The 24,973-nt window shown below is 71.0% G+C and carries 30 protein-coding genes; 11 read left to right on the top strand and 19 right to left on the bottom strand.

Annotated features, from left to right (window positions below; all coding sequences use genetic code 11):
- The first annotated feature begins 97 nt into the window (after nt 1–97).
- Both ACQP00_RS08485 and ACQP00_RS08480 read left to right on the top strand, forming a co-directional pair.
- Complete coding sequence (locus ACQP00_RS08485) at nt 98–763, top strand: potassium channel family protein (protein WP_433223774.1); 666 nt, start codon at nt 98–100, stop codon at nt 761–763.
- Nucleotides 760–1,458 carry a potassium channel family protein gene (locus ACQP00_RS08480; protein WP_433223772.1) on the top strand — a complete coding sequence of 233 codons (699 nt, stop codon included), beginning with the start codon at nt 760–762 and terminating at the stop codon, nt 1,456–1,458. Before ACQP00_RS08485 ends, ACQP00_RS08480 begins: the two co-directional genes overlap by 4 nt.
- Here the strand turns inward: ACQP00_RS08480 and ACQP00_RS08475 are convergent.
- The 4 genes from ACQP00_RS08475 to dut form a co-directional block, all read right to left on the bottom strand.
- Nucleotides 1,455–2,183 (bottom strand): DUF3159 domain-containing protein, encoded by a 729-nt coding sequence (locus ACQP00_RS08475; RefSeq protein ID WP_433216804.1) that lies wholly within the window; start codon nt 2,181–2,183, stop codon nt 1,455–1,457. The genes ACQP00_RS08480 and ACQP00_RS08475 overlap by 4 nt on opposite strands.
- Before the next feature lie 29 nt (nt 2,184–2,212).
- Nucleotides 2,213–2,608 (bottom strand): OB-fold nucleic acid binding domain-containing protein, encoded by a 396-nt coding sequence (locus tag ACQP00_RS08470; RefSeq protein ID WP_433216801.1) that lies wholly within the window; start codon nt 2,606–2,608, stop codon nt 2,213–2,215.
- Between the two features lie 181 nt (nt 2,609–2,789).
- The gene (locus ACQP00_RS08465; protein ID WP_433216798.1) at nt 2,790–3,578 is read right to left on the bottom strand and encodes a DUF3710 domain-containing protein; all 789 of its coding nucleotides are present in this window, start codon (nt 3,576–3,578) and stop codon (nt 2,790–2,792) included.
- Entirely contained in the window at nt 3,575–4,048 is a 474-nt protein-coding gene (gene dut / locus ACQP00_RS08460) for a dUTP diphosphatase (RefSeq protein WP_433216795.1), read from the bottom strand. The genes ACQP00_RS08465 and dut overlap by 4 nt, the downstream gene beginning before the upstream one ends.
- A gap of 86 nt (nt 4,049–4,134) precedes the next feature.
- Between dut and ACQP00_RS08455 the strand changes: the two genes are divergently transcribed.
- On the top strand, nt 4,135–4,605 hold the full coding sequence (locus tag ACQP00_RS08455; RefSeq protein WP_433216792.1) for a DUF3093 domain-containing protein: 471 nt from the start codon (nt 4,135–4,137) through the stop codon (nt 4,603–4,605).
- Here ACQP00_RS08455 and ACQP00_RS08450 read toward each other — a convergent pair.
- Together ACQP00_RS08450 and ACQP00_RS08445 are read right to left on the bottom strand one after the other, a co-directional pair.
- Nucleotides 4,584–5,414 (bottom strand): hypothetical protein, encoded by an 831-nt coding sequence (locus ACQP00_RS08450; protein ID WP_433216790.1) that lies wholly within the window; start codon nt 5,412–5,414, stop codon nt 4,584–4,586. The genes ACQP00_RS08455 and ACQP00_RS08450 overlap by 22 nt on opposite strands.
- A 160-nt stretch (nt 5,415–5,574) precedes the next feature.
- Nucleotides 5,575–5,871 carry a DUF4193 domain-containing protein gene (locus ACQP00_RS08445; RefSeq protein WP_433216787.1) on the bottom strand — a complete coding sequence of 99 codons (297 nt, stop codon included), beginning with the start codon at nt 5,869–5,871 and terminating at the stop codon, nt 5,575–5,577.
- Nucleotides 5,872–6,275: 404 nt separating this feature from the next.
- Here ACQP00_RS08445 and ACQP00_RS08440 point away from each other — a divergent pair, with 404 nt between their 5' ends.
- Nucleotides 6,276–6,809: a LytR C-terminal domain-containing protein gene (locus ACQP00_RS08440; RefSeq protein WP_433216784.1), complete on the top strand. Its 534-nt coding sequence runs from the start codon at nt 6,276–6,278 to the stop codon at nt 6,807–6,809.
- A 379-nt stretch (nt 6,810–7,188) separates the two neighbouring features.
- On the opposite strand, the gene ACQP00_RS08435 is transcribed toward ACQP00_RS08440, so the two are convergent.
- Nucleotides 7,189–7,986, bottom strand: coding sequence for an inositol monophosphatase family protein (locus tag ACQP00_RS08435; RefSeq protein ID WP_433216781.1), 798 nt, complete (start codon nt 7,984–7,986; stop codon nt 7,189–7,191).
- 266 nt (nt 7,987–8,252) lie between these two features.
- Between ACQP00_RS08435 and ACQP00_RS08430 the strand changes: the two genes are divergently transcribed.
- Nucleotides 8,253–9,941, top strand: coding sequence for an RNA polymerase sigma factor (locus ACQP00_RS08430; protein WP_433216778.1), 1,689 nt, complete (start codon nt 8,253–8,255; stop codon nt 9,939–9,941).
- 315 nt (nt 9,942–10,256) lie between these two features.
- Nucleotides 10,257–10,490: a DUF7455 domain-containing protein gene (locus tag ACQP00_RS08425; protein ID WP_433216775.1), complete on the top strand. Its 234-nt coding sequence runs from the start codon at nt 10,257–10,259 to the stop codon at nt 10,488–10,490.
- Between the two features lie 531 nt (nt 10,491–11,021).
- On the opposite strand, the gene ACQP00_RS08420 is transcribed toward ACQP00_RS08425, so the two are convergent.
- Nucleotides 11,022–12,746 carry a DEAD/DEAH box helicase gene (locus ACQP00_RS08420; RefSeq protein ID WP_433216772.1) on the bottom strand — a complete coding sequence of 575 codons (1,725 nt, stop codon included), beginning with the start codon at nt 12,744–12,746 and terminating at the stop codon, nt 11,022–11,024.
- 528 nt (nt 12,747–13,274) lie between these two features.
- Complete coding sequence (locus ACQP00_RS08415) at nt 13,275–13,553, bottom strand: DUF3039 domain-containing protein (protein WP_433057605.1); 279 nt, start codon at nt 13,551–13,553, stop codon at nt 13,275–13,277.
- 320 nt (nt 13,554–13,873) lie between these two features.
- On the opposite strand from ACQP00_RS08415, the gene ACQP00_RS08410 reads away from it, so the two are divergent.
- The gene (locus ACQP00_RS08410; RefSeq protein WP_433216769.1) at nt 13,874–14,782 is read left to right on the top strand and encodes a pseudouridine-5'-phosphate glycosidase; all 909 of its coding nucleotides are present in this window, start codon (nt 13,874–13,876) and stop codon (nt 14,780–14,782) included.
- A gap of 81 nt (nt 14,783–14,863) precedes the next feature.
- Nucleotides 14,864–15,778, top strand: a complete 915-nt coding sequence (locus ACQP00_RS08405) for a carbohydrate kinase family protein (protein WP_433216766.1) — start codon at nt 14,864–14,866, stop codon at nt 15,776–15,778.
- Nucleotides 15,779–15,919: 141 nt separating this feature from the next.
- Here ACQP00_RS08405 and ACQP00_RS08400 read toward each other — a convergent pair whose 3' ends face one another.
- Together ACQP00_RS08400 and mscL are read right to left on the bottom strand one after the other, a co-directional pair.
- Nucleotides 15,920–16,267, bottom strand: a complete 348-nt coding sequence (locus ACQP00_RS08400) for a DUF3099 domain-containing protein (RefSeq protein WP_433216763.1) — start codon at nt 16,265–16,267, stop codon at nt 15,920–15,922.
- A 38-nt stretch (nt 16,268–16,305) separates the two neighbouring features.
- The gene (gene mscL / locus ACQP00_RS08395) at nt 16,306–16,755 is read right to left on the bottom strand and encodes a large conductance mechanosensitive channel protein MscL (protein ID WP_433216760.1); all 450 of its coding nucleotides are present in this window, start codon (nt 16,753–16,755) and stop codon (nt 16,306–16,308) included.
- Between the two features lie 76 nt (nt 16,756–16,831).
- Here mscL and ACQP00_RS08390 point away from each other — a divergent pair, with 76 nt between their 5' ends.
- Together ACQP00_RS08390 and ACQP00_RS08385 are read left to right on the top strand one after the other, a co-directional pair.
- Nucleotides 16,832–17,395: a phosphotransferase gene (locus ACQP00_RS08390; protein ID WP_433216757.1), complete on the top strand. Its 564-nt coding sequence runs from the start codon at nt 16,832–16,834 to the stop codon at nt 17,393–17,395.
- Nucleotides 17,377–17,526, top strand: coding sequence for a hypothetical protein (locus ACQP00_RS08385; protein ID WP_433216754.1), 150 nt, complete (start codon nt 17,377–17,379; stop codon nt 17,524–17,526). The genes ACQP00_RS08390 and ACQP00_RS08385 overlap by 19 nt, the downstream gene beginning before the upstream one ends.
- Before the next feature lie 51 nt (nt 17,527–17,577).
- On the opposite strand, the gene sigB is transcribed toward ACQP00_RS08385, so the two are convergent.
- The 7 genes from sigB to ACQP00_RS08350 form a co-directional block, all read right to left on the bottom strand.
- The gene (gene sigB / locus ACQP00_RS08380; protein ID WP_433216751.1) at nt 17,578–18,582 is read right to left on the bottom strand and encodes an RNA polymerase sigma factor SigB; all 1,005 of its coding nucleotides are present in this window, start codon (nt 18,580–18,582) and stop codon (nt 17,578–17,580) included.
- A 118-nt stretch (nt 18,583–18,700) separates the two neighbouring features.
- Nucleotides 18,701–19,123, bottom strand: coding sequence for a D-aminoacyl-tRNA deacylase (gene dtd, locus ACQP00_RS08375; protein WP_433057592.1), 423 nt, complete (start codon nt 19,121–19,123; stop codon nt 18,701–18,703).
- Nucleotides 19,111–20,580 carry a DUF7059 domain-containing protein gene (locus tag ACQP00_RS08370; protein ID WP_433216748.1) on the bottom strand — a complete coding sequence of 490 codons (1,470 nt, stop codon included), beginning with the start codon at nt 20,578–20,580 and terminating at the stop codon, nt 19,111–19,113. The genes dtd and ACQP00_RS08370 overlap by 13 nt, the downstream gene beginning before the upstream one ends.
- A 9-nt stretch (nt 20,581–20,589) precedes the next feature.
- On the bottom strand, nt 20,590–20,946 hold the full coding sequence (locus ACQP00_RS08365) for a hypothetical protein (protein WP_433216745.1): 357 nt from the start codon (nt 20,944–20,946) through the stop codon (nt 20,590–20,592).
- A gap of 24 nt (nt 20,947–20,970) precedes the next feature.
- The gene (locus ACQP00_RS08360) at nt 20,971–21,405 is read right to left on the bottom strand and encodes a hypothetical protein (protein WP_433216742.1); all 435 of its coding nucleotides are present in this window, start codon (nt 21,403–21,405) and stop codon (nt 20,971–20,973) included.
- Nucleotides 21,406–21,432: 27 nt separating this feature from the next.
- Nucleotides 21,433–21,768: a hypothetical protein gene (locus ACQP00_RS08355; protein ID WP_433216739.1), complete on the bottom strand. Its 336-nt coding sequence runs from the start codon at nt 21,766–21,768 to the stop codon at nt 21,433–21,435.
- A gap of 181 nt (nt 21,769–21,949) precedes the next feature.
- Nucleotides 21,950–22,417 carry a heme-degrading domain-containing protein gene (locus ACQP00_RS08350; protein WP_433216736.1) on the bottom strand — a complete coding sequence of 156 codons (468 nt, stop codon included), beginning with the start codon at nt 22,415–22,417 and terminating at the stop codon, nt 21,950–21,952.
- Nucleotides 22,418–22,501: 84 nt separating this feature from the next.
- Here ACQP00_RS08350 and ACQP00_RS08345 point away from each other — a divergent pair, with 84 nt between their 5' ends.
- A complete protein-coding gene (locus tag ACQP00_RS08345; protein ID WP_433216733.1) occupies nt 22,502–22,909 on the top strand; it encodes an SRPBCC domain-containing protein in 408 nt (135 codons plus the stop codon).
- Nucleotides 22,910–23,398: 489 nt separating this feature from the next.
- Here the strand turns inward: ACQP00_RS08345 and ACQP00_RS08340 are convergent, their stop codons facing one another.
- Nucleotides 23,399–24,925, bottom strand: coding sequence for a glycosyltransferase 87 family protein (locus ACQP00_RS08340; RefSeq protein ID WP_433216730.1), 1,527 nt, complete (start codon nt 24,923–24,925; stop codon nt 23,399–23,401).
- Between the last annotated feature and the right edge of the window lie 48 nt (nt 24,926–24,973).

The following is a 24,973-nucleotide window of genomic DNA, read 5'->3' as shown; positions in this document are numbered from 1 at the left end:
ACGGGCAGGGCCGCCTCCCGTTGCACCGGTCGGGCTCCCGCATGACATCCTCGTGACGAACCGACCGCGAACCACGAAGGACACGAAGGGCGGGGACGTGCACGTCGTGATCATGGGCTGCGGCCGCGTGGGCTCCACGCTGGCGCAGAGTCTCGAGCAGCGCGGACACACGGTCGCGGTGATCGACGTCGACGCGGACGCGTTCCGCCGGCTCGGCGGGGATTTCCACGGCACGACGGTCACCGGGGTCGGCTTCGACCGCGATGTCCTGCTGCAGGCGGGCATCGAGCGGGCCGACGCGTTCGCCGCCGTCTCCTCCGGCGACAACTCCAACATCATCTCGGCCCGCGTGGCCCGGGAAACCTTCGGCGTGGAGCGGGTCGTGGCCCGCATCTACGACCCGAAGCGCGCGGAGGTCTACGAGCGCCTCGGCATACCGACCGTGGCGACCGTGCGCTGGACCGCGGACCGGATGCTGCGCCACCTGGTGCCCGAGGGCAACGTCGAGGTCTGGCGGGACCCGACGAGCACCGTGTCGATCGTCGAGGTGCCGATGCACCCGGACTGGATCGGCCACACGATCGCCCAGCTGGAGGCCCGCAGCGGCGCCCGGCTGGCGTACCTGATGCGCTTCGGCCTGGCCATGCTGCCCACCGAGTCGACCGTGATCCAGGACGGCGACCTGGCATTCATGCTGGTGACCGATGAGCTGTCGGCCTCCGTGACGAAGGTCACCGGCTCGGCTCCCGAAGGGGGACACTGATCATGCGCATCGCGATCGCCGGGGCCGGCAACGTGGGCCGCTCCATCGCCAAGGAGCTCGTCGACAACGGCCACCAGGTCATGCTGATCGAGCGCGTCCCGCGGATGGTGCGCCCCGAGCGGGTGCCCGCCGCCGAGTGGATCCTCGCCGACGCGTGCGAGCTGTCGAGCCTGCAGGAGGCCGACCTGTCCTCCTGCGACGTGGTCGTGGCGGCCACCGGCGACGACAAGGTCAATCTGGTCGTCTCGCTTCTTGCCAAGACGGAGTTTGCGGTACCGCGTGTGGTCGCCCGCATCAACCGCGCCGAGAACGAATGGCTGTTCAACGAGCAGTGGGGCGTGGACGTCTCGGTCAGCAAGCCGCGGCTCATGGCGGCGCTGGTCGAGGAGGCGGTGTCGGTCGGCGACCTGGTCCGGCTGATGACCTTCCGGCAGTCCGAGGCCAACCTGGTCGAGATCACGCTGCCGGAGCACGCACCGTACGTCGGGCACCCCGTCCGCGACGTCCCGCTCCCGCACGACGCGGCCCTGGTCGCCGTCCTGCGCGGCCGTCGGGTGCTGGTGCCGACCCCGGACGACCCGCTGGAGGCCGGCGACGAGCTGGTGTTCGTGGTGACCTCCGAGTTGGAGGACACCGTGCGCGAAGTCATCCTCGGCGAGGACTCGGTCGAGAAGACCCGCGGCAACCGCTCCTAGAGCGGCTTGGTTTCGAGGGACTCGGCTTCCGGGGTGGGCTCGTCGCGGAGGATGCGGCGGGCCCGCCACACGGTCAGGGCGGCCAGCAGCGCGTACGGCGGCCAGCCCAGGGCCAGCCGGGCGATCCCCAGCAGGTCGTCCGAGTCCGCGCTCGTGTCGCGGTAGATGAGGATCTGCACGCCGAGCTTGAGGGCGTAGACGAACGCCCACAGCACGGTCAGCCACATGAAGGCACCGCGCAGGCGCTGGTTGTCGTACCAGCGGGTGGTGCCGCCGTCCAGGGTGACCGACCACAGCCAGCCGACGAGCGGCCGGCGGATGACCACCGAGACGAGCATGCCGACGACGTAGCCGACGGTGAGCAGCATGCCCGGCAGGTACACGTCCTTGGCGTCGCCGCTCTTCCAGGCGATGTAGGCGCCGAGGGCGATGCCGAAGACGCCGTTGAGCGCGTGGCGGATCGACTCGCGGCGGGCCAGGCGGTACACGGCCAGCGACAGGGCGGCGCCCACGGCGATGATCAGCGAGGTCTGCAGGGACCACCACTCGAAGTGGTCGCCCAGGAAGTTGACCACGATGAACAGGGTGATCGGGATGCTGGACTCGACCAGCCCGCGCACACCGCCGAGCTGCTGGGCCATCTGCACCGAGAACGGGGGGAGCGGCTCCTCCTCCTCGCTCGTCTCGGCGGGGGTGGTCCGGCTACCTGGGTTTCCTGGCTGCATCCGCCCTCATCGTGGTGTGTCGAGCCCGCTCAGCGGGGCGTGTCGAGCTCGTAGTACGGGTTGTAGAGCACCTTACGGCCATCCCGTACGGCGATGCGCCCCTTCGCCGTGATCGCTCGACCCGGCTCGATCCCCGCGATGTGCCGGCGGCCCAGCCACACGAGCGTGACCAGGTCGGATCCGTCGAACAGCTCCGCCTCCAGGGTAGGCAGGTTGGTCCGCGGGGTGTAGACCACCGTGCGGAGCCGGCCCTTGAGGCTCACCACCTGCCCGCGCTGGCACTTCAGCGCCTGCATGCTGCCGCACTGCTTGGCGTCGTGGCGCAGCTCCTCAGCCTCCAGCTCGGAGTCGCTGGCGGTGAACCGGCGAAGAAACTTTCGCAGGCCACGACCTTCTTCGACCGCGTTCTCACTGTCCGTGGCCATGAATGGTGCCACCCTCCCGCTCGGCTGCCATGACACCCTCATGAAAAACGGTACGCGTTTTTTCGCAGCATGCGACGTGGCGTTGGTGACGGCTTTGGGCGCGCGTCCGCGCTACCATCCGCCGCCACCTCGCCATGATCTTCCCGGTGCTCTTGTTCGGTGGTCTGCTCGGCGGCCGGCGCTACTTGCGCCGCGGGCGCGGCGAAGGCCGGCGGCGCGCCTCGCCCGTCCCGTCGGTGCCGTTCGTCCCGTTCGTGCCGTTGGCTCCGGCGGGCTCCGGCTCGGCCCCGGGCTGCTGGCCGGCCTCGGCCGCCTCGGCGACCTCCTTGGGCAGGTGCAGCGGCAGCGCCTCGCGGACCGGCATGGCCTCGTGGCCGCGCTCGACGACCAGGTTGTGCAGGCACTCCAGCAGCGGCGGGGCGACCTGCGGGTCGACCGCGGCCGGGCCCTGGAACACGGCGCGCACGAGCCAGCGGGGGCCGTCGACGCCGATGAAGCGGATGTCGGTCAGGCCCTCGGGGCCGCGCACGCGGCCGCGCAGCTCGGTGCCGTACTCCCCGGTCACCTCCTCGGCCGCCACCCCGTCGTCGAACAGCGTCTTGCGGATCTCCGCGCGGACCTCGTCCCAGATGCCCTCGCTGCGCGGGGCGGCGAACACGCCGAGCTGCAGCGCGCTCTGCTCGAAGACCAGGAGGATCTGCTGGATCTTGCCGTCGTTGTCGGCCTGGACCCGCACCTCGACGTTCTCGACCGCGGGCACCTTGAGCGAGCCGAGGTCGAGCTGGGCGATGCCCTCGGGCGCCTCGCTGATGTCGTACGGGCCGTTGGCTCGGTCCGACTTGCCGGCGCGCGGCTCGTCGTCCTCGATCGCGTCGAGGTCGTCGTCGCGGTCGAGACTCTCCCGGCCCTGCGAGCCGCGCGGGTCCGACTTGGCGTGCCGGCCGCTCCCGCGGTTGCGCGAGAAGATCACTGCTCTGCCTCCAAGTTCGCTGCCGGGACGAGCCCGGCATGCCCGCCGGTGGACCCATGGCCACCGGCTCCGCGCACAGTATCGGGAAGGTCCTCGACGACGTGGAAGTGTGCCCGCTCCACGCGCTGGATCACAAGCTGGGCAATTCGGTCACCACGGGATATCTTTGCCGATATCACTCGATCGTGATTGATGAGGTTCACCAGGATTTCGCCCCGGTACCCCGCGTCGACCGTCCCGGGGGCGTTGACGACTGTCACGCCCATCTTCGCGGCGAGGCCGGAGCGCGGGTGCACGAGGCCGACGTACCCCTCGGGCAGGGCGATCGCGATCCCGGTGCGCACCAGGGCCCGCTCACCCGGCCCCAGCTCGACGTCCTGGGCCGCGTACAGGTCGGCGCCGGCGTCGCCCGGGTGCGAGTACGCGGGCAGCGGCAGGCCCGGGTCGAGCTGCCGCACGAGTACGTCCATCCCCATGCCCTCCATCCTGCCGCCTCCATCCTGCCGCCTCCATCCTGCCGACTCCGCCCGGGGCGCGTTCACGTACCCTCGCCTGTGTGGCACAGCCGAACCCCTATCGCGAGCGGCTCAGCCTGTCGTGGTGGCTGTGGCTGCCCGCCGTGGCCGTCGCCGCGGCGCTGGCCGCCGAGGTCAAGCTGGGCGCCCCCGGTGCGGCGACGTGGGTCGCCTACCTGGTGCTGCTGCCGTTGACCGTCGCCGGGCTCTGGTGGCTGGGCCGCATCCGCATCGAGGTGTCCAACGGGGAGCTGCGGGTCGACGACGCGCACATCCCGCTCCGGTACGTCGGTGAGGTGACCACGGTGACCCCCGCGGACAAGCACGACCTGCTCGGTCCGTACACGGATCCCGAGGCTTTCGTCGTGCAGCGGCCCTGGATCGGCCCGGCCGTGCGCGTGGAGGTGCGCGACGAGGCAGACCCGACGCCGTACTGGCTGATCAGCTCCCGCCACCCGGAGGCCCTCGCGGCCGCGATCCGGGAGGCCGCTCAGCCCTCGATCACGCGCTGATCGGTGTTCCTGAGGTCCTTGCGGATCTCCTCGCCGAGCGAGTGCGTCGCGCGGCGGTTCAGGAAGCCCCCGACGGCCGCGCCGGTCAGGAAGGGGCCCATGGTGGACAGGTTGCGCCCGAAGCGCTTGAGGAGCCGGTCCCGCAGCTCCTTGCGCAGGGCGGTGCCCATCGCGGCCGCCACGCTGCCGCCGACGCGCAGCGGGTTGATGCCCCGCCGCTCGGCCCAGGCCTGCACGAGCGCCATCGCGCGCTGGCTGCCGGAGCCGGGGATCGGACGGCCGTAGACCGAGTGCAGCTCGCCGATCAGCTTCATCTCCACCGCGACCACCGCGACGGTCTCGGCCGCCAGCAGGACGGGCGCGGACAGCAGGGACGGTGTCGCGACCCACTCCACGGCGGCCACCCCGCCGCCGGCCGCGCCGATGCCGGCCGTGACCCGCGCGGCGTTGCGAATGAGCCGCTCGGCCAGGGCGTCGCCCTCCAGGCCGGGGTGATGCGCGCGCAGGGTCTCCAGGTCACGCACCGGGATGTGCGGGGCGACCCGCGTCACCGAGTCGGTCACCCAGCCGATCGCCTTGCGCGGGCGGAACAGGTCCTTCACGCCGCGCTCGCCGATCTCGAGGCGCACCAGGCGCCCCAGCAGGCGGCGGCGGTCCTTGGCCGGCACGTCGTCGCCGGTGAGCGCGACCACCGCCTCGGACAGTTCCGCCTCGTCCGCCGGGCCGGCCAGTGATCCTGGTCCGGCCTGCCCTTCCGGCTGGACGGGCGCGTTCTCGGCCGCCTCGTCGGCGGGCACCGGCTCGGCCATCTCGAACCTCCGCAGTGGTTTCGGTCGCCGCTTCACACTGAAGCACGCCGGCGCCAGTTCCGCGCGATCAACTCGTGCCGCGCGAACCCGCCGTGTTTCATGCCCTTTTCATGCCGTACACATGCGTGATTGCCGTCACGCGAAGTTCAGGCGGCGGAGGTCAGGCACACTCGCGGCAGATGAGCTCGCCATTGCGCTCCACCGCGAGCTGACTGCGGTGGTGCACCAGGAAGCACCGCGAGCACCGGAACTCGTCGGACTGCATCGGCAGAACCTTGACCGTCATGTCCTCGTCGGCGAGGTCGGCACCCGGGAGTTCGAAATTCTCGGAGATCTCGGTGTCGTCGACGTCGACGGTCGCGGACTGCGCGTCGGTACGTCGGGACTTGAGCTCCTCGAGGCTGTCCTCCCCGAGGTCGACCTCGTCGCGACGTGGCGCGTCGTAGTCGGTGGCCATCGGTGTTCACACTCCCAATTTCATGTCGCCGGTCAGGTTGGGCGCCCGAAGCAACGTCGTCTTCAACGTCCAAAGGCGGCGTACCTTACCGCCCTCGTGCGTTTGTTGTACGCCCGCACGCGGAAAGTTGTTCCCACTGTGACCGAGGCGACACAATGATCATGCCTCGGCCAGGCCGCACACGCTTGCCGACCCGCCCTGCGGCGATGGAACGATACCCTCCGGCAAAGAATTCCGTGCGGAGTCCCAGCGCAACGGCGAGTGGGAACTTTGTGGTATCGCCGGTGGGGACTTCAGCGGTTCTCCCGCCCAGGCGCTAACCTCTCCGGCAGCCAGAGCGTCTTCTCTGGTGACAGAGCACGATCTGAGCGTGGCGCGGGGAGCGAACCATGAGTTTTGCGCGGGTGAGGGCACTCGTGGTGGTAGGCGTCCTCATTGTCGCCGCGGCGATCTTCGTCGGCGTCGCCGTCATCAAGGACCGGCAGGGCGGACCGTCCACGGACGCGAACAAGTGCGCCGAGGGCTCGGTCATGGCCGACGCGAAGCTCCCCACGCAGGAGGACGTCAAGGTCACCATCTTCAACGCCACGAACCGCTCGGGCGTGGCCTCGGACGTGGCCAACGACTTCATGAGCCGCCGGTTCAAGGAGGCGAAGGTGGTCACCGCCGCGCCGAACCCGCCGGCCAACAAGATCAATGACGTGGTCGCGGTGATCCGCTACGGTCCGTCGACGGTCGGCGCGGCCTGGCTCGTGCGGGCCTATTTCCTGGACCAGGCCCGGCCGGAGTTCGACAAGGCCCGCCAGGACGACAAGGTCGAGATCATCCTCGGCGGCAAGTTCAAGCAGCTGCCGACGACGACCGAGGTGAACCAGGCGATCGCCCAGCTGGGCAACCCGGAGCTGCCCGAGGGCACGTGCGCGAAGGACGAGGGCTGAGGTCAGGCGCTCTGTATGGGCGCCTTGGCAGCGGGGTTTTCCGGTCGGTGTCCTTGGGCAGCGGCGGGGTTTTTCGGTCGGTGTCCTTGGGCAGCGGCGGGGTTTTTCGGTCGGTGTTCTAGCAGCGGAAGGTCGCGCACTGTATGGGCGCCTTGGCAGCGGGGTTTTCCGGTCGGTGTCCATGGGCAGCGGCGGGGTTTTTCGTCGGTGTTCTAGGGCAGCGGAAGGTCACGCACTGTATGGGCGCCTTGGCAGCGGGGTTCGACCGTCGGATGTCCTGAAGAACGGTGGGGGAGCTTCGCTCCACCCACACCCCCTCAAAACCGCACCGAGTCGTTGGGTTTGCAGTGGTCAGATTTTCGGTTGTTGGGTTTTGCGCTCAGGGGCCGCCTGATGCGTCCAGCTTGCTCAGGAGGTCGTGAAGCTGCGGGTGGAGGGCCGGTGGGGCGGCGATCACCATGTCGACGCCGGGCGGGTTGCCGTCCAGGCCGGTGACGAGTGCGCCCGCCTCGGCGGCGATCAGGCCGCCGGCCGAGTGGTCCCAGGGGTTGAGGCCCTTCTCGTAGTACGCGTCGAGGCTCCCCTCGGCGACCAGGCACAGGTCGATCGAGGCGGCGCCGAAGCGGCGGATGTCGCGGATGTGCCCGATCAGGCCGGCGACCACCCGGGCCTGGTGCAGGCGGCGCTCGGCGGCGTAGCCGAAGCCCGTGCCGACCAGGGCCTGGGCGAGCTCGGTCTCGCCGGACGCCCGGAGCGGCCGGCCGTCGGCGAACGCGCCGCCGCCCCGGGTCGCGGTCCACTCGCGGCCGGTGGCGGCGTTGCGCACCACGCCGGCCACGACGGCACCGTCGACCTCGGCGGCCAGCGAGACCGCGTACTGGGGCAGGCCGTAGAGGTAGTTCACGGTCCCGTCGATCGGGTCGAGGATCCAGCGCACGGCGGCGTGGCCCTGGCCGCCGCCGTACTCCTCCCCCAGTACCGTGTCGGCGGGACGCACTTGCTTCAGCTTTTCTCGGACGTGTTGTTCGACCGCACGGTCGGCCGCGGTGACCACATCGGTCGCCGTCGACTTGGTCGCGACGGGGTCGACGCCCTCGGCTCGCATGCGATTGGCCAGGTCGCTCGCGGAGCGGGCGACGGAGACGGCAAGGGCGAGGAGTTCGGCCGGACTTTCCATGGTCACCATCCTGGCAAAGGCCGGGAAAGACCCCGACAGCCCATCCGTTCGGTCACAAGACGCGCGTCCCGCCCCCTCAAGAGGGGATGTTGGGGCGAGAGAGCGTTACAATTCACGCGCTGCCCGCTGTCGTTCGTGAATCCGCCCGGAGTCACGGCACACACGGGCGCCACACCACAAGCAACCCGGCCCACTCAGCACGGCCGCGCCGTGCGCGAACCCGGCCGCACCGGCCGTCGCTCGCTCATCGCACCGGAAGGTCGTTCGTGACAGCAGCTCACCAGCCCAGCGTTGACGTACGTTCCCTCGCCGACACGCTGATCGCGCGTGCCGCCAACAACGGCGGGCACCTGACGTCAGCGGAGGTAGCGCAGGCGGTCGACACCGCAGAGGTAACCCCCGCGCACGCCAAGAAGCTGCTGAGGAGCCTGGCCGAGGCGGGCGTGACCGTCGTGGTCGACGACTCCGCTCACAGCCGGCGCCGGGTCGCCGCGGCCCGCTCCGCCACTCCCGCGTCCAAGGCGGCGACGGCCAAGGCCGCTCCGGCCCGCAAGGCCCCCGCCGCCAAGCCGCTCACAGCCGTCGAGTCCGCACCGGATCCGGCGGCGGCGAAGAAGGTGCCCGTGAAGAAGGCCGCGCCCTCGGCGCCCACCGCATCCGCCGCGGCTGCCGCCGCGCCCGCTGCCGCGGCTCCGGCCGCAGCTCCGGCCAAGAAGGCCGCGCCGGCCAAGAAGGCGGCGGTGAAGAAGGCCGCGCCGGCGAAGGCCGCACCCGCCGGCGCCAAGAAGGCGTCGCCGGACCAGGCCGCCGACCCGGCGAACCCGGCCGCCGCGCCCGGCGAGGAGCCGGAGCTCGAGGAGATCGACGACGCCGCCCTGGCCGCCGAGATCGAGGACGTCGTCGTCGACGAGCCGGTCGAGGAGACCCAGGCCGCGGAGGCCGACGCGGAGGCCACGGCTACCGACGACGACTTCGCGTGGGACGACGACGAGTCCGAGGCGCTCAAGCAGGCCCGGCGCGACGCCGAGCTCACCGCCTCGGCCGACTCGGTCCGCGCCTACCTCAAGCAGATCGGCAAGGTCCCGCTGCTCAACGCCGAGCAGGAGGTCGAGCTGGCCAAGCGCATCGAGGCCGGGCTCTACGCGGCCGAGCGCCTGCGCGCGGCCGAGGACGCCGGCGAGCCGATGCAGATGCCGGGCCGCCGCGACTTCCTGTGGATCTCGCGCGACGGCGAGCGGGCCAAGAACCACCTGCTCGAGGCCAACCTGCGGCTGGTCGTGTCGCTCGCCAAGCGGTACACGGGACGCGGCATGGCCTTCCTGGACCTCATCCAGGAGGGCAACCTCGGCCTCATCCGCGCCGTCGAGAAGTTCGACTACACCAAGGGCTACAAGTTCTCCACGTATGCCACCTGGTGGATCCGGCAGGCGATCACCCGCGCCATGGCCGACCAGGCCCGCACCATCCGCATCCCGGTGCACATGGTCGAGGTCATCAACAAGCTCGGCCGCATCCAGCGCGAGCTGCTCCAGGACCTGGGCCGCGAGCCCACCCCGGAGGAGCTGGCCAAGGAGATGGACATCACGCCGGAGAAGGTGCTGGAGATCCAGCAGTACGCGCGCGAGCCCATCTCCCTCGACCAGACCATCGGCGACGAGGGCGACAGCCAGCTCGGCGACTTCATCGAGGACTCCGAGGCGGTCGTGGCCGTCGACGCGGTCTCCTTCTCGCTGCTGCAGGACCAGCTCCAGCAGGTGCTGCAGACGCTCTCGGAGCGCGAGGCGGGCGTCGTGCGGCTGCGGTTCGGCCTCACCGACGGCCAGCCGCGCACCCTGGACGAGATCGGCCAGGTGTACGGCGTCACCCGCGAGCGCATCCGCCAGATCGAGTCCAAGACGATGTCAAAGCTCCGCCACCCGTCGCGTTCCCAGGTGCTGCGCGACTACTTGGACTGACCCTGCCTGAACGATCGTTTTTCGCTCTGCGCGAACCCGGGCCGCCTCTTTTGGGGCGGCTCGGTGTGTTTCGGGTCACCGCGGGCATTACAGACCCGTGGCGGCGCGCCAACCCACTTGTGATCGCAAGCCTGGCGCGATAGGAAGCATGTGGCGGGTATTCGGTGACTGTTGGGACCGGCGCCCGCCGAGCACGACGGAAATGTGACATCGCACTCTCGCAGCCAGTGGGAACGATGTCGGGCACCACGGTGTTGAACCAACTGTGAACGACGCAAGGAAGCGTTCGTCGGTGACGATCAGAGGAGGAAGGCGATGACCCCGACCCTCACGCCGCCGCCGGAGACGGCGGCGCCCCCCGCCGCCGAGGAACGGTGCGACCGCTGCAACGCGGCAGGGAAACTTCGAGTTCGGCTCGCCGAAGGTGGCGATCTGATCTTCTGTGGACATCACGCCAACAAGTACGCCGACCAGCTGGTCAAGATTGCTGTCGAGTACGCCGTGAGCCCGGACTTCTCCTGGCGCGGCACCGAACTCTCGGCCGGCTGAGACCAATACGCCGACCGCAGGGCGGCCCTTCGGGGTCCCCTGCGGTCTTTTTTGTGCCGGTCCCTTTGCGCCGGTCTCTTTGCGCCGGTGGGACGGGTGGACGATATGTCGGGCGCTGACGCGCCGCGACATATCGGATTTATACCCTGACAGGCGATATTTCCGTTTCGTGGAATTGCGCAGCCTGCATAAGGGACGAAACGGTCACGGCGCAGCGCTTCTCCAGGCGGTAGCGCGGGACGCTTCCCCAAGCGCTAGCGGGACGCCCCTCAAGCGCTAGCGGGACGCCCCTCCAAGCGCTTGCGCGCGACGCCTCTCCAAGCGGTAGCGCACGACGCCTCTCCAAGCGGTAGCGCACGACGCCTCTCCAAGCGCCAGCGCGCGACGCCTCTCCAAGCGCCAGCGCGGGATGCTTCTAGAGCGTCCGGATGGGTGGCGATCCGCTCTTCCAGCTCCTCAATCGTCGCCCGCGCCGTGAGCGGCCCCCCGCACAGCCGGCGCAGCGCTTCTCCAAGCGCGAACGCGCGCTTTTCAGAGCGTCTGGATGGTGGCGATCCGCTCTTCCAGCTGCTCGATCGTCGCCTGCGCGCTCGGCGGCCCGCCACACAGCCGGCGCAGCTCCGCGTGAATCTTGCCGTGCGGCAGCCCGGTGCGGTGATGATGGGCCGCGACCAGGGTGTTGAGCTGCCGACGGAGCACGATACGCCGCTCCCCCGCCGTACGCGGCTGCGCCGGAATCTCCGGCGCCGCCTGGGCCGCCGCCGCCGGGGCGCGCCGCTTCTCGGCCGCCATCTGCTCGGCCTGGCGCTTGTTCAGCAGGGCGGTCACCTGGTCGGCGGTGAGCAGGCCGGGCAGCCCGAGGTACTCCTCCTCCTCGGCCGTACCCGTCGCCGCGGGCATGCCGAAGGTCGCACCGTCGAAGATGATCTGGTCCAGCTCGGCCGTGGCGCCGAGGGCCTCGAAGGTGCCCTCCAGCTCGCCGCTGGCCTTCTCCTCGCGGTTGGCCCGGTCCATCTCGTCGTCGTCGTAGCCCTCTTTCGTCTTGGGCTCGCCGAGGACGTGGTTGCGCTGGGCCTCCATCTCGCTGGCCAGCTCCAGCAGGTGCGGGACGCTCGGCACGAAGACGGTGGCCGTCTCGCCGGGCCGGCGGGAGCGCACGAACCGCCCGATGGCCTGCGCGAAGAACAACGGCGTGGAGGCGCTGGTGGCGTACACCCCGACGGCGAGCCGCGGAATGTCCACGCCCTCCGACACCATGCGCACCGCGACCATCCACTTCTCCTGCGACGCCGAGAACGCGGCGATGCGCCCCGACGCCCCCACGTCGTCGGAGAGCACGACGACGGCCTTCTCGCCGGTGATGTCATGGATCGCCTTGGCGTACGCCCGCGCGTTCTGCTGGTCGCTCGCGATCACCAGCCCGGCCGCGTCCGGCATACCCCCCGCGCGAAGCTTATTGAGCCGCGCGTCGGCCGCCCGCAGCACCTGCGGCATCCAGTCACCCTTGGGATCGAGGGCGGTCCGCCAGGCCTGCGCGATGAGGTCCTGCGTCATCGGCTCACCCAGCCGCGCCGACAGCTCATCCCCGGCCGACGTGCGCCATCGGGTCTCCCCGGAGTACGCCAGGAAGATCACCGGCCGCACGACGCCGTCCCGCAGCGCCTCGGAGTAGCCGTACACGGTGTCGGACCGCGACCGCTGAATCCCGTCGGGCCCCCGCTCGTACTCGACGAACGGAATAGGGTTCTCGTCGGAGCGGAACGGCGTCCCCGTGAGCATCAGCCGCCGCACGGCCGGCTCGAACGCCGCCTTCACCCCGTCACCCCAGGACTTCGAGTCCCCGGCGTGGTGGATCTCGTCGAGCACCACGAGGGTCCTTCTGGTGACAGTCCGCCTCTTGTGTACCGCCGGTGCGATCCCCACCTGCGCATACGTCACCACGGTGCCGTGGAAGTCGGTGGACGTGTGCAGGTCGGAGTTCCGGAACCCGGCATCGAGGTCGATCCCGACCCGAGCGGCCGCCTCGGCCCACTGCGTCTTGAGGTGCTCGGTCGGCGTGACCACCGTCAGGTTGTCGATGGTCCCGTCGCTGAACAGCTCGAGCGCCACCCGCAGCGCGAACGTGGTCTTCCCGGCACCGGGCGTCGCGACCGCGAGAAAGTCCTCCCGCTTGCCGCGCAGATACTCCATGAGGGCCTTGCGCTGCCACAACCGAAGCGTCTGACCTTGCTGCAGAACCACCGGACGCGGCGGCATGCGGCACCCCTCCCCGATACGTCTCCCACGCCCCGGCCTCAGTCCCGGACCGCGCCGTCCCCTCACGCGCGCAAGCACGCCATTCCGTCCCGCGCCCGCGCCTCGCACTGCCGCTGGCACGACTCGCACCGTCTCCGGCCCGACCCACGCCACGCGGCCGACTCACAGCGCCGCCGGCCCGACTCGCACCGCGCTGGCACGACTCGCACCGTCTTCGGCCCGACTCACGCCCACGCGGCCGACTCGCACCGTCTCCAGCCCGACTCGCGCCGTCGGCAGAAAGCCCGTGGTCGCACGAACGCGCGCTCTGCGGCCTCACAACGCCCGGTTCAGCCGTGGCGCACCGGAGGTCCGGCGCGTGCACGGCAAATCCCCCACCGCGCGTGATGCGGCCTCTTCACGCGGACCCGGCGCGCGGATGATCTCGGCCGGGCAGGCGCATGAAAACGCCCTCGCGTCAGCGCGGACCGCGAAGGCGTTGACAGCCTAGCGGGCATCGGCCGGCCATGCGCCGAACCGAGCCGAACGTCACGAAGTCGGGTCGTCGTTCTGGACGACGTTCTCGTACAGGTCCTTGCACACGGGGCAGACGGGGAACCGGCTCGGGTCGCGCGAGGGCACCCAGAGCTTCCCGCACAGCGCGCGCACCGGCGTGCCCTCGATCATGGCCTGCATGATCTTGTCCTTCGGCGCGTAGTGCGAGAACTTCTCGTGGTCGCCGGCGTCGTAGCGGTAATCGGTGCTGGTCTGCTCGTCGACGCGCTCGTCGGTGAGAGTCCCGCCACCGTTCTCGGGAGTGGTCGTCACGCCCCCCAGTCTGCCAGGCCCAGCCGAAATTGGCCCGCACCGCCGTCCCCCTGTGGACAACCCGGCTCACCCATGTGCACAACTCGACCCGAGCATGTGGAGGAACCCGACGCGAGCAAGCTGACGAACCCGACGCGAGCATGTGGAGAAACCTGACGCAGGCATGTGCACAACCCGACGCGAGCATGTGCGCAGCCGGGCGCGAGCGTGTGCGCAACCTGACGGGAGCATGTGCACGAACCCGGCGCGAGCATGTGGGCAAGCCGACGAACCAAGCTCGCGCTCCCGGCCCCTCAGACCCCGGCAGCTATCGTGAGCTGGTGATCAACCACGTCATCCGGTACGGCGCCGAGGTCGAGGCCGCCCGCAACAGCGGCGCCCCCATCGTCGCGCTCGAGAGCACCATCATCTCGCACGGCCTCCCCCGCCCGGCCAACCTGCGGGTCGCCCAGGAGATCGAGGCGACCGTGCGCGCGGCCGGAGCCGTGCCCGCCACCATCGGCATGATCGCCGGCGAGATCGTGGTCGGCCTGTCCGGCGACGAGATCAAGCACCTGGCCGAGCGGGACGACGTGGTCAAGCTGTCCGTACGCGACCTCGCTCCCGCCGCCGCCGCCCGAGTCGACGGCGCCACCACGGTGGCGGCCACCTCGGCGATCGCGGTGCGGGCGGGGATCGCGGTGTTCGCGACCGGCGGCCTGGGCGGAGTACACCGCGGCGCCGCCACCACCTTCGACGAGTCCGCCGACCTGACCGCCCTGTCCCGCCTGCCGATCGCGATCGTGTGCGCGGGTGTGAAGTCGATTCTGGACGTACACGCGACGCTGGAACGACTCGAGACCCTCGGAGTCAGCGTCGTCGGTTATGGCACCCGCCGCTTCCCCGGCTTCTATCTCACCGACGCCGGCTTCGACCTCGACTGGTCCGCCGACGACCCGGCCGCGGTCGCCGAGATCATCCGCGCCGCCCAGGGCCACGACCTGCACCACGGCGCCCTGGTGGTGGCCAACCCGCTCCCGGTGGACGAGCAGCTCGACCCGGCTCTGCACGACCGCGTCCTGCACGAGGGACTGGAGGGACTCGAGCGGGAGGGCATTACGGGCAAGGACGTCACGCCGTACCTCCTGTCGCACTTCCACACCGCCACCGAAGGCAAGAGCCTGGACGTCAACGTGCGCATCATCCTGCGCAACGCCGACCTGGCCGCCCGCATCGCCGCGGCCATCTGAGCCCCGCACCGTGACCGCCCGCGCACCCCGGCCCGCCCCGCGCCCACACTCGCGCCCGCGCCCGCGGCCACACTCGTGCCCGTGCCTGCGGCCACGGACCGCCGTGGACCGCCGCACGTCGGGGCCGGCGTCGTGACCGTCCTCGTGATCGGTGACGTGGTCACCGACATCCTCACCGTGCACGAGGGCCCGCTCGCCATCGGCTCGGACACGATAGCGTCGGTACGCATCGCCGGCGGGGGCTCGGCCGCCAACACCGCGGTCTGGCTGGCCGCTGCGGGGTCTGCGGTCGCGTTCGCCGGGGTGGCGGGCGAGGACGAGCCGGGCGACGCGCGCCTCGCCGAGCTGCACCAGGCCGGGGTCACCACGAGCGTGCGCCGGGTCCCGGGCGTGGCGACGGGCACCGTGGTGGTGCTGACCTCGGACGCGGAACGCACCATGTTCACCGACCGCGGCGCCAACCGCCTCCTCGCCCGCGCCGACATCGAGCGCGCGCTGGCTCTGCCCGGGCTGCGCCACCTGCACCTGTCGGCTTACGTGCTCTTCGATCCCGACTGCGCCCCCGCGGGCCGGTTCGCGCTCGAAGAGGCCCGCCGCCGAGGGCTCACGACCAGCCTGGACGCGGCCTCGGCGGCACCGTTGGAGCAGTTGGGAGGGGCGAAGTTCCTGTCTTCGGTACCGCGAACAAGCCTCCTCTTCGCCAACCTCGACGAGGCCCGCGTCCTGGGCTCGCCCGACCCGGCGGACCTGCGCCACCTCGCGGACGGGGTGATCGTGAAGTCGGGCGCGGCCGGCGCGTCCTGGGCCGGCCCGGACGGCACCGCGTCCGCGCCCGGCCGGCGCCTACCGGCGATCGTGGACCCGACGGGCGCCGGAGACGCGTTCGCCGCCGGTTTCCTCACGGCTTGGCTGGCTGGAGAGACCCCGCACGCAGCGCTGGATGCGGGCAACAAGCTGGGCGCCCGAGCGGTGGCAAAGCTCGGCGGCCGCCCGTAGCGACCAAGCGATTCAGACGCGCACGACGGTAAGCGAGCGACCAGCGGTCGCGCCCGAAGCGACCAAGCGATTCAGACGCGCACGGCAGTGAGAAAGCGACCGCGGGACCGAGAGGCACACGCGCGGAAGCGACACGCGGTGTTAGTCGGCGTCGATGACTTTGTGTTCGCGGTCGGGGATGGCGTGGCCCGGGTCCGGGTGGGAGGTCTCGCGGCGGCGGAACATGTTGCGGAAGCGGGCCTCGGGGCGTACCGGAGCGTCGTTGGCCAGCAGGACCGCGATCATCGGCAGGAAGACCGCGCCCGCCACGCACAGGGAAAGCCAGAGCCACAGCACAGGCGGGCGGGTCGCCACCAGGATGGCGGCGACCACCACGCACGCGGCGCGCAGGAGCGTCATGAGCACGTAGCGGATCTCGCGGGCGCGAAGCTCCTGTTCGGGGCTCCGCGCCGCGTCGGTGATCAGCTGTGGGCGATCCCTGCGGGCCATTGCTTCGAGTCTGCCACGAGATCGTGGCATGTGGTGACTCAGGTGTCGGTGGGCTTCACCGGCGCGTTCGGCCCGGTGCCGCCGGCGGGGCCGCGGTCACGGTCGGTGGTACCGGTGGCGAGCAGGTCGCGGATCTCGGTGAGCAGCCGGATCTCGTCGCTGGGCGCGGCGGGCTCCGGAGCCTCGGCCCGCTTGCGGCGTTCGGCGAGCTTGTTCATGGGCAGGACGACGAGGAAGTACACCGTGGCCGCCGTCAGCAGGAACGTGATGATGGCGTTGACGAAGCCGGGCCAGTCAAGGACCTGACTTCCGATGTGTACGCCCTGAGCGTCGTTGATCCCGATGCCGCCGCTCAAGTTGATCAGCGGGGTGAGGAACCCGTCGGTGAACGCGTTGACGACTTTGGTGAACGCGGCCCCGATGACGACGGCGACCGCGAGCTCGATGACGTTGCCACGGGAGATGAAATCCCGGAATCCCTTCAGCACAGAGGCACCTTACGACCGGTCGGGTCCCCGCGCATCCGTTGCCGTTCTACCTGTCGGCATGACAGGGTCTCGTGGCGTGGACGGCTTACCGGAAGCGGTCGCGGCGCGCCATGGCGTGCCGCCCGAGAAGGTGCATCCCGCTCCGGTCGGTGGAGCCAACCAGGTGTACCTCCTGGGCGACGACCTCGTCCTGCGCTTCCCCCGCACCCGCGCGGACGCGCCCCGGCTGTTCACCGAGGCCGCCATCATCCCGTCGGCCCGCCGCGGCGGCGTCCTCACCCCGGCCGTCGTCGAGTTCGACGCCACGGTGCCCTACCTCGTGACCGAGCGCGTGCGGGGGGTGGAGGCACAGGGAGTACAAGATGCGCGGTTATTTGAAATGGTGGGCCGGGAACTGGCAAAATTGCACCGCGTCCCGCCCCCGCCCGACCTGCCCGTCGACGGCCCGGCGCTCGATCCGTGGGCCCTGGTGTCGGACCTGCGCGCGGAGGGCCGGCTGGACCAGGACGGCGCCGAGTGGCTGGCCGGCTGGTTCGACCGCCTGGCCCCGCGCGTGCCGATCGCCCCGCTCCGCGTCCCCATCCACTGCGCGGGTACGGGGGCATCAACATGGCGCCGCGGGTGCTCTGGCACCACCTGATCTGGGCGCTGGCCCGGCTGCGGGATCCGGCGCCTTCGCACGACCGGCACTGGTCGGCGCCCCCGGCGAGCCGGCTGCTGGGGCTGCTGCGGTTCTTCGCCACCGACCCGGCGTGGCGCGACCTGGCCTGAACATGGCGGAAGGGCCGCCCCCGCCAGGACGGCCCTTCCTCGGTGTTCGGCTCAGGAGGCGTACGCCTCGAGGCGCTTCGCGCGCGACGGGTGGCGCAGCTTCAGCAGCGTCACCTTCTCGATCTGCCGGATGCGCTCCCGCGACAGCCCGAACTCGCGGCCCACCTCGTCCAGGGTGCGCTGGCGGCCGTCGTCGAGGCCGAAGCGCAGCCGGATCACGGCCTGCTCGCGCTGCGAAAGGGTGGAGAGCACGATCTCGACCTCGGAGCGGAGCATGCCCTGGGACACGCTGTCCGCGGGCTCCTCGCGGGGGTCGATGCGGGCCACGAAGTCGCCCAGGGCGCTCTCGCCGTCCTCGCCCACGGCCTGGTCCAGGCTGACCGGCTCGCGGTCGTACGAGATGAGCTCGATGACCTGGTACTCCTCGACGCCCAGGGCGGCGGCGATCTCGGCGACCACCGGCTCGCGGCCCAGCGAGGCGGCGAGGTCGCGGCGGACCCGGACCATGCGGTTGACCTGCTCGACCATGTGCACCGGGATGCGGATGGTGCGGGCCTGGTCGGCCATGGCGCGGGTGATGGCCTGGCGAATCCACCACGTCGCGTACGTCGAGAACTTGTAGCCCTTGGTGTAGTCGAACTTCTCGACGGCGCGGATGAGGCCCAGGTTCCCTTCCTGGATGAGGTCCAGGAAGGCCATGCCGCGGCCGGTGTACCGCTTGGCGATGCTCACGACCAGGCGCAGGTTCGCCTCGAGGAGGTGGGCCTTGGCCGCGCGGCCCTCGCGGACGACCACGTCGTACGTGTTCATCCAGGCCGGGTGGACCATGCCGGTCGCGAGCTTCTCCTCGGCGTACAGGCCGGCCTCGATCTTCTTGGAGAGGTCGACCTCCTGCTCGGCGGTGAGGAGCTTGGTGCGGCCGATCGTGTTGAGGTACGCGCGAACCAGATCCGCTGAGACGCCCGTGTTGTCGAGCGCGTGCTCCTGCTCGTGCTGCTCGTCGGCCTCAACGTCGACGGCACTGAAATCCGTGTTCTCACTCAGCGGCTGGGCCACTTCGCTCGCCTCCCGTGTGGATTGACAAGTGGCGCGATCATTCCTGCGAGAAGTAGCTTCGCTGAGCGGGCGTGAAGTGACGGTGAGGCGACCGAGCCGTGGCACGAATCCGTGAGTCTTAGACCTCCAGCAATACGGTCCGCGGTCCGACGTTCACACTTTCGACGAGCATGTGCGTGCGGAATCGCCCGGTTTCCACGATTGCGCCCCGGTTTCGCAAGGCGGTGCAGAACGCCTCGATCAGCGGCTCGGCGGCCTCCGGGCGGGCGGCGGCGATCCAGGTCGGGCGCCGGCCCTTGCGGGCGTCGCCGTACAAGGTGAACTGTGAGACAACGAGGAGTGGCGCCCCGGTGTCGGCGGCCGATTTCTCGTCGTCCAGGATCCGCAGCTCGTGCACCTTTCGAGCCAGCGTTTCGGAGATTTCCGAGTTGTCGGAATGCGTGACTCCCACCAGAACCAGCAACCCGTCCGCGATCGAACCGACCACGGCACCATCGACCGTGACCGACGCCCGGCTCACCGTCTGCACTAGGGCGCGCACAGCAGAATCCCCCGCTCCACGAGGTGCGACACCAACGGCACAGCGACGGATGCGAGCACCTCAGCCGGTACACCATGTGCAGCAGCGAGAATGTCGACCTGATCCTGCAGGGTGACCGAGCCGTCGCACGCGCCGACGAGCGCCAGCGCGACCGGATCGACCTCCTCGACCCAGCGCAGGCCGTCGGTCAGCACGAGCATTTGCTGCCCGACCTCCCACCCCTCGGCACCGAGCGCGGCGTCCTGGCGAAGGCGCAGGTCAGGCGCGGCGACGAGGCGGCTGCGCATCAGGTCTGCGTTGCGCAGGAAATCCTGGCGGGAGAACCAGTCGCCGATCAGCGGGCCGAGGTCGCCCCCGACCGTGTGCCGCAGATCCTCGATCCGCACCGTCGGGTCGTCGTGCCCGGCCGCCCGCAGCGTGATCAGGCCGAACCCGACCGCGTCCACCTTCTGCGCGTCGAACCAGTCCAGCCACGCCGCGGCCAGCGCCGGCTGCCGCGCCGGGTCCTCGGAGGCGTCGGCGAGCCACAGATTGACGTACGCGAGGGGATCCGACACCTCCCGCTGGATCACCCACGCGTCCAGCCCGGTGCCGGCCAGCCAGTCGTTCACCCGGTCGCGCCAGTCCTCGCCGGACACGTGCAGCCAGTTGGCCAGGAACTGCATGTGCCCGCCGTCGGCCAGCAGCGCCGGCGCGGCCGCGACCAACTCGGCGCAGACGGCGTCGCCCGGGCGGCCGGAGTCGCGATACGTGTGCGCGGTCGAGCCGGGCCCGGCCACGAACGGCGGGTTCGACACCACCAGGTCGAAGCGGCGCCCCTCGACTGGCCGCGTCATGTCACCCCGCAGCAGCTCCCAGTCGAGCCCGTTGAGCGCCGCGGTGGTGGCCGCGAACCGCAGGGCCCGGGGCAGGACATCGGTCGCCGTCACGCGCTCGGCGTGCGTCGACAGGTGCAGCGCTTGTACTCCACAGCCGGTACCAAGATCCAGCGCGCTCGCGACCGGGCGGCGCAGCGTCGCGGCGGCCAGGGTGGTGGACGCGCCGCCGATCCCGAGCACGTGATCGCCGGGCAGCGGCCGGCCGGGGCGCATGCCGGCGGACAGGTCGGCCACGACCCACCAGTCGCCGTACGGCTCCAGCTCCACCCCCGCCCGCACGCCGTCCCCGTCCGCTTCCAGCAGCGGTGCCGCCGCCTCCAGGGACAGTGGCGCGAGCGCGGCCGCGACCCGGTCGAGGGATTCGGTCTGCCCGCAGATGAAGAGCCGGATCAGGGTGTCGAGCCGCCCACCCGCCTCGGTGACGCGCAGCGCGGCGCGGAAGTCGTTGCGCGCGCACGCGGCCGTCGCGTCCTCGCCGAGATGGTTTCTAATGCCGTCCGAGGTGTACTCCGCGGTGCCCAGCGCCTCGCGCAGGCGCCCCAGGTCGGAAGTGTCCAGCAGTGCGTCCACACCGCCCATCCTGGTACGTCAGCGTTGATCGATGCTTATGCAGGCCACAACCCGGGACGCGTCCTCGGTCAGGAACAGCTGGAAGTGGGTCGGCGGGTTCTCGATCTTGGCCTCGCCGACCCGCAGCGGGCGGTCGCCGGAGGTCTGCAGCACGTCGATGGCCTCGGCGCTGCCGAGCATCGGGTTGCCGATCCTCGCCATGTGCTGCGCCCGGCGCGAGTAGCTGCGCGCGAGTTGATCGGCGGGCAGGGTGTGGTCCCAGACGACGTACTCGGCACCGGCGCGGATCGCCGCGCGACATGCCTGGAAGGCTGCCCCCGGCTCCTCGGCGAGAAGCCGGAGCAGTGCTTCACGCTCCATGAGCGATTTGACCATAAACCATGGAATTTGACCAGGTTCCTAGACGCAGTTCTTGAGCTGTTTGCGGACGTCGGCGGGCGCCTCGTCGCAACCGATCTTGAGACCGCCATTGACCGCGATCCACATCTTCTGGTTGCCGTCGTAATGGAACAGCACGGTCGCGCGGTCGCCCTCGGTGTGCGCGGTCGCGTAGTCGGTCGCGCAGCTGATGTCGGTGAGCCCCTTGCCGAGCTGCACGGACGAGGAGAGCTTGGGGTCGGCGGCGAGCGCCTTCTCGAGGGTCGCGGCGTCGACCGGGCAGCCGGCCTGGGGGCTGGCCCCGGGCTTGAGCGGCGCCGGCCCGGTCTGCGGCAGCAGCGAGGTCTGATCCGGCGTGGGCAGGTTGGGAGTGGACGAGGCCTGGGGTGACCCGCCGGAGCAGGCCGCGAGGGTGGCGGCCGCCCCGGCGAAGACAGCGAGGAGTGTGTATCTCACCCCGGCAATTTACGACACTCGATCGGGTTAGTTCTGGCAACCCTTGAGGTGTGTCGCGACATCCTCGGGCACGGTGTCCCGGCAGATGCCGTCGGTGCCGCCGGAGACCGCGGCCCACGTCTTCTTCGCGGCGTCGTACTTGAACAGCACCGTCGCCGCGTCCATGTTCAACGGCTGGGCGACCGCGGTGGCCCAGCCCCCGTAGCAGCTGGCGTCCTTCAACCCCTTGCCGAGCAGGATGTTGTCGGCGATCTCCTTGTTCGCCTTGAACGCCTTCTCCAGCGCGGCCACGGTGACCGGGCAGCCCGCCGCCGCGCCGCTCGCGACCGGGGCCTTGCTGCTCGGCGCCGAAGTGGGCACCACCGGCGCCTCACTCGCGGGCACGATGGGCGCGCGCGACGTGGCCGGGGCAGCGGACTCGGTCGCGTCGCCGTCGGCGCAACCGGCCAAAGCGGTTGCCGCGACCATTGCGGCAACCGGGAGTGCGAATCGAATATTCACGCGGAGGATGGTGAGCCCTCCGCGCCGCCGGGGCGAGTCGTCTTTACGACACCTGGCCGAGGTACCGCTCCAGCACCTCGACGACCAGCGCATGATCGTCGGCCTGCGGCAGCCCCGACACCGTCACGACGCCGACGACGCCCACATTGCGGACACGGATCGGAAACGCCCCGCCGTGCGTGGCGTAATCGGCGGGATCGACCCCGTACCCGGCGTCGAACGTCTTCCCACGCGCGTCCAGCCGCCGCCCCACGAGGTACGACGACGCGTGCAGCCGCTCGACCACCCGCACCTTCCGCTCGATCCACCGGTCATTGTCGGGCGCGGTGCCGGCCAGCGCGGCGTGGAACAACTGCTGCCCCCCGCGCCGAATGTCGACGGTGATCCCGTGCCCGCGCTCCTTGGCCGTCTCCACGAGCAGGCACCCCAACGCCCACGCATCATCGTTGTCGAACCGGTCGAACAGCAGCCGGGCCTCCTGGGCCTCCAGCTCCTTGATCAAGTCGTCCACAGGCCCCATCCTTCCAAAACCCGACTGTCTTGTACCAGCCTGGGCCACCCCCCGCCGCCCGCCCCACGCGAATGATTGACGGGCATGAGGACCCGGACCTTCACGCTGTACATCGCCGCGACTCCCGAGCGCGTCTGGCAGGCGCTGACCGAGCCCACCCTGACCCGCCGCTACTACCTCGGCCTGGCCGTAGAGTCCACCTGGCAACCGGGCACCCCGATCCTGTTCCACGCCCGCCGCGGCCCGATCAACGACGTCCTGTACGGCGAAATCGTCCACGCCGTACCCCACTTGCTGCTGATACACAGCCTCCTGGCCGCGCGCTGCTGGCTCACCTGGGAGATCACCGAGACCCAGCCGGGCCTGACACGGGTCGCCCTGGCCGTCGACGACCTCGAGCCCGACCCCGACCCTGAGCGCGACGAGGCCTGGTCGCGCGTCGTGAGCGGCCTGAAAACGGTCCTGGAGACTGGGGCGCCTTTGATCAGCTGAACCCACTACAGCCCACCACCGCGCCGCCCATCTGCCACCACCCGCCGTCGCCGGCCACCATGCCACCACCCGCCGTCGCGCGCCACCACGCCACCACCCGCCGTCGCGCGCCACCACGCCACCGCGCCGCAGTCCGCCCTGCGCGGTCGCCCGCCGCCGCACCGTCGCCCGCCGCCATGCCGCGCCGTCGACCGCCACCACACCACCACCGCGCGGTCGCACGCCATCACCCGCACCGTCGCCCGACGCCACGGCACCGTCGCACGCGAGCACGGCACGCGGATGGCGCGCGGACACGGCGTGCGGGCACGACGCGGCCTGACGCGGCGCGGGCACGACGCGCGGGCACGACGCGCGGGCACGACGCGCGGGCACGACGCGCGGGCACGACGCGCGGGCACGACGCGGCCTGACGCGGCGCGGGCACGACGCGCGGGCACGACGCGGCCTGACGTGGCGCGGGCGCGGGGCGGCCTGACGCGGCGCTGGTCAGTTGAACGAGGTGTAGCTGGCCAGCACGGTGCCGTCGGTGGTCAGGGCGTCCAGGCGGCCGTGGGTCAGGCTGGCGCTGCGGAACGAGAACGTGCGCACCCCCGCGGCCGGGGACAGCAGCGGGATCGGCCGGGCCGCGCCGCCGGGGGCTGAGGTGTAGCGCAGGCCGGCCACGGACTCCCCCACCACGCCGTTGACGCGGGTCTTTGTCTTCTCGCGGCGTACCTCGAAGGTGACCGGCGCCGGGCCGGGTGCGGCGGCGAAGTAGAAGTAGCGCGGGTTCGCGAGGTCGGCCGCGGTGTACGCCTTGAACGTCGGGTCCGCCCCGGCCGGCAGCGGCGTCAGGGCCAGCACCACGAGGGCCGCGACGACCGCCACGACCGGGCGCAGCCAGACCCGCCGCCGGACGGTTGCCACCGCGCCGCCGAAGCCCGCCAGGCAGACGGCCACGACGGCCAGGCTGCGTGCGTTCTCGAGGACGAACTGCCAGCTCTGGTACGGCACGAGCCCCCGCAGCACCACGCCCAGTGACAGCGTCATCGTGACCAGCAGGCCGACTCCCGCCGCCCGCCGCCACGCTCCCTCGGCTGCCACGAGCAGCATCGCGGCGAGCACGGTCCACACCTGGTGGTGCGTCCACGACACGGGCGAGGCGGCGACCGTCGCGCAGCCCACGAGCACCGCCGCGCGGACGCGTTCATCGTGCTGGTCGAGGGTGCGGGACCGCCACAGCGCGGCCGCGCACACGGACGCGATGAGCACGGCCCAGACGATCGGCAGCGCGGCCGGGGACAGGCCGGCGCGCATCAGCATGCCCTGCACGGACTGGTTGCCCAGGGAGGCCAGGTCGCCGATGCGGCTGGTCTGCAGCATGGTTCCCGTCCAGTACCGCAGGCTGTCGCCCGGCAGCACCAGCGCCCCGAGCACGGCCGCCGCCGCGAATGCCGCGCCCGCGCGGGCTGCGTCCTTGTAGCGCCTGGTCGCGAGGAAGTAGACCACGAAGAGCAGTGGCGTGAGCTTGATGGCGCCGGCGAGGCCGACGAGGATCCCGCGGTACCGCTGCGGCAGGAAACCCATCGCGTCGACCAACGCCAGCAGCACGATGAAGATGCTCACCTGGCCGAAGCGCAGATTGCTCTGCACGGGCGCGGAAACCAGCAGCCCACACGCGATGGCGGCGACGGCCAGGCGCGACGCCGACAGCCCGCGGCCGACCGCGACGGCCAGGGCCACGACGGCGGCGCAGGTGAGGGCCAGCCACGCGACCTGGAGCCCGGTCTCCGGCAGCAGCGCGAGGGGGCGGAACAGCAGCACCGCGAACGGCGGGTACGTGAACGGCCCCCCGTTCTCCGCGACGTAGTCGTACAACGGCCGGCCCTCGTTGACCGCCCGCGCCGCGCCGTAGTAGATGTGCAGGTCGGACAGGCGGTCGGAGGCCGGGCGCAGCCAGACGAGCACGGCGGAGACGACCGCGGCGATCCCGAAGACCGACCAGACCCCGACCACCCTCGACCGCTGCGACATCGGCCCAGGGTAGGAACCGCGCGCCAGCCCACCCGGCCGACAAACGAC

Source organism: Dactylosporangium sp. CS-047395, assembly GCF_050942185.1.
Lineage (GTDB): Bacteria > Actinomycetota > Actinomycetes > Mycobacteriales > Micromonosporaceae > Dactylosporangium.
This window is presented reverse-complemented; position numbering and strand designations above follow the sequence as displayed.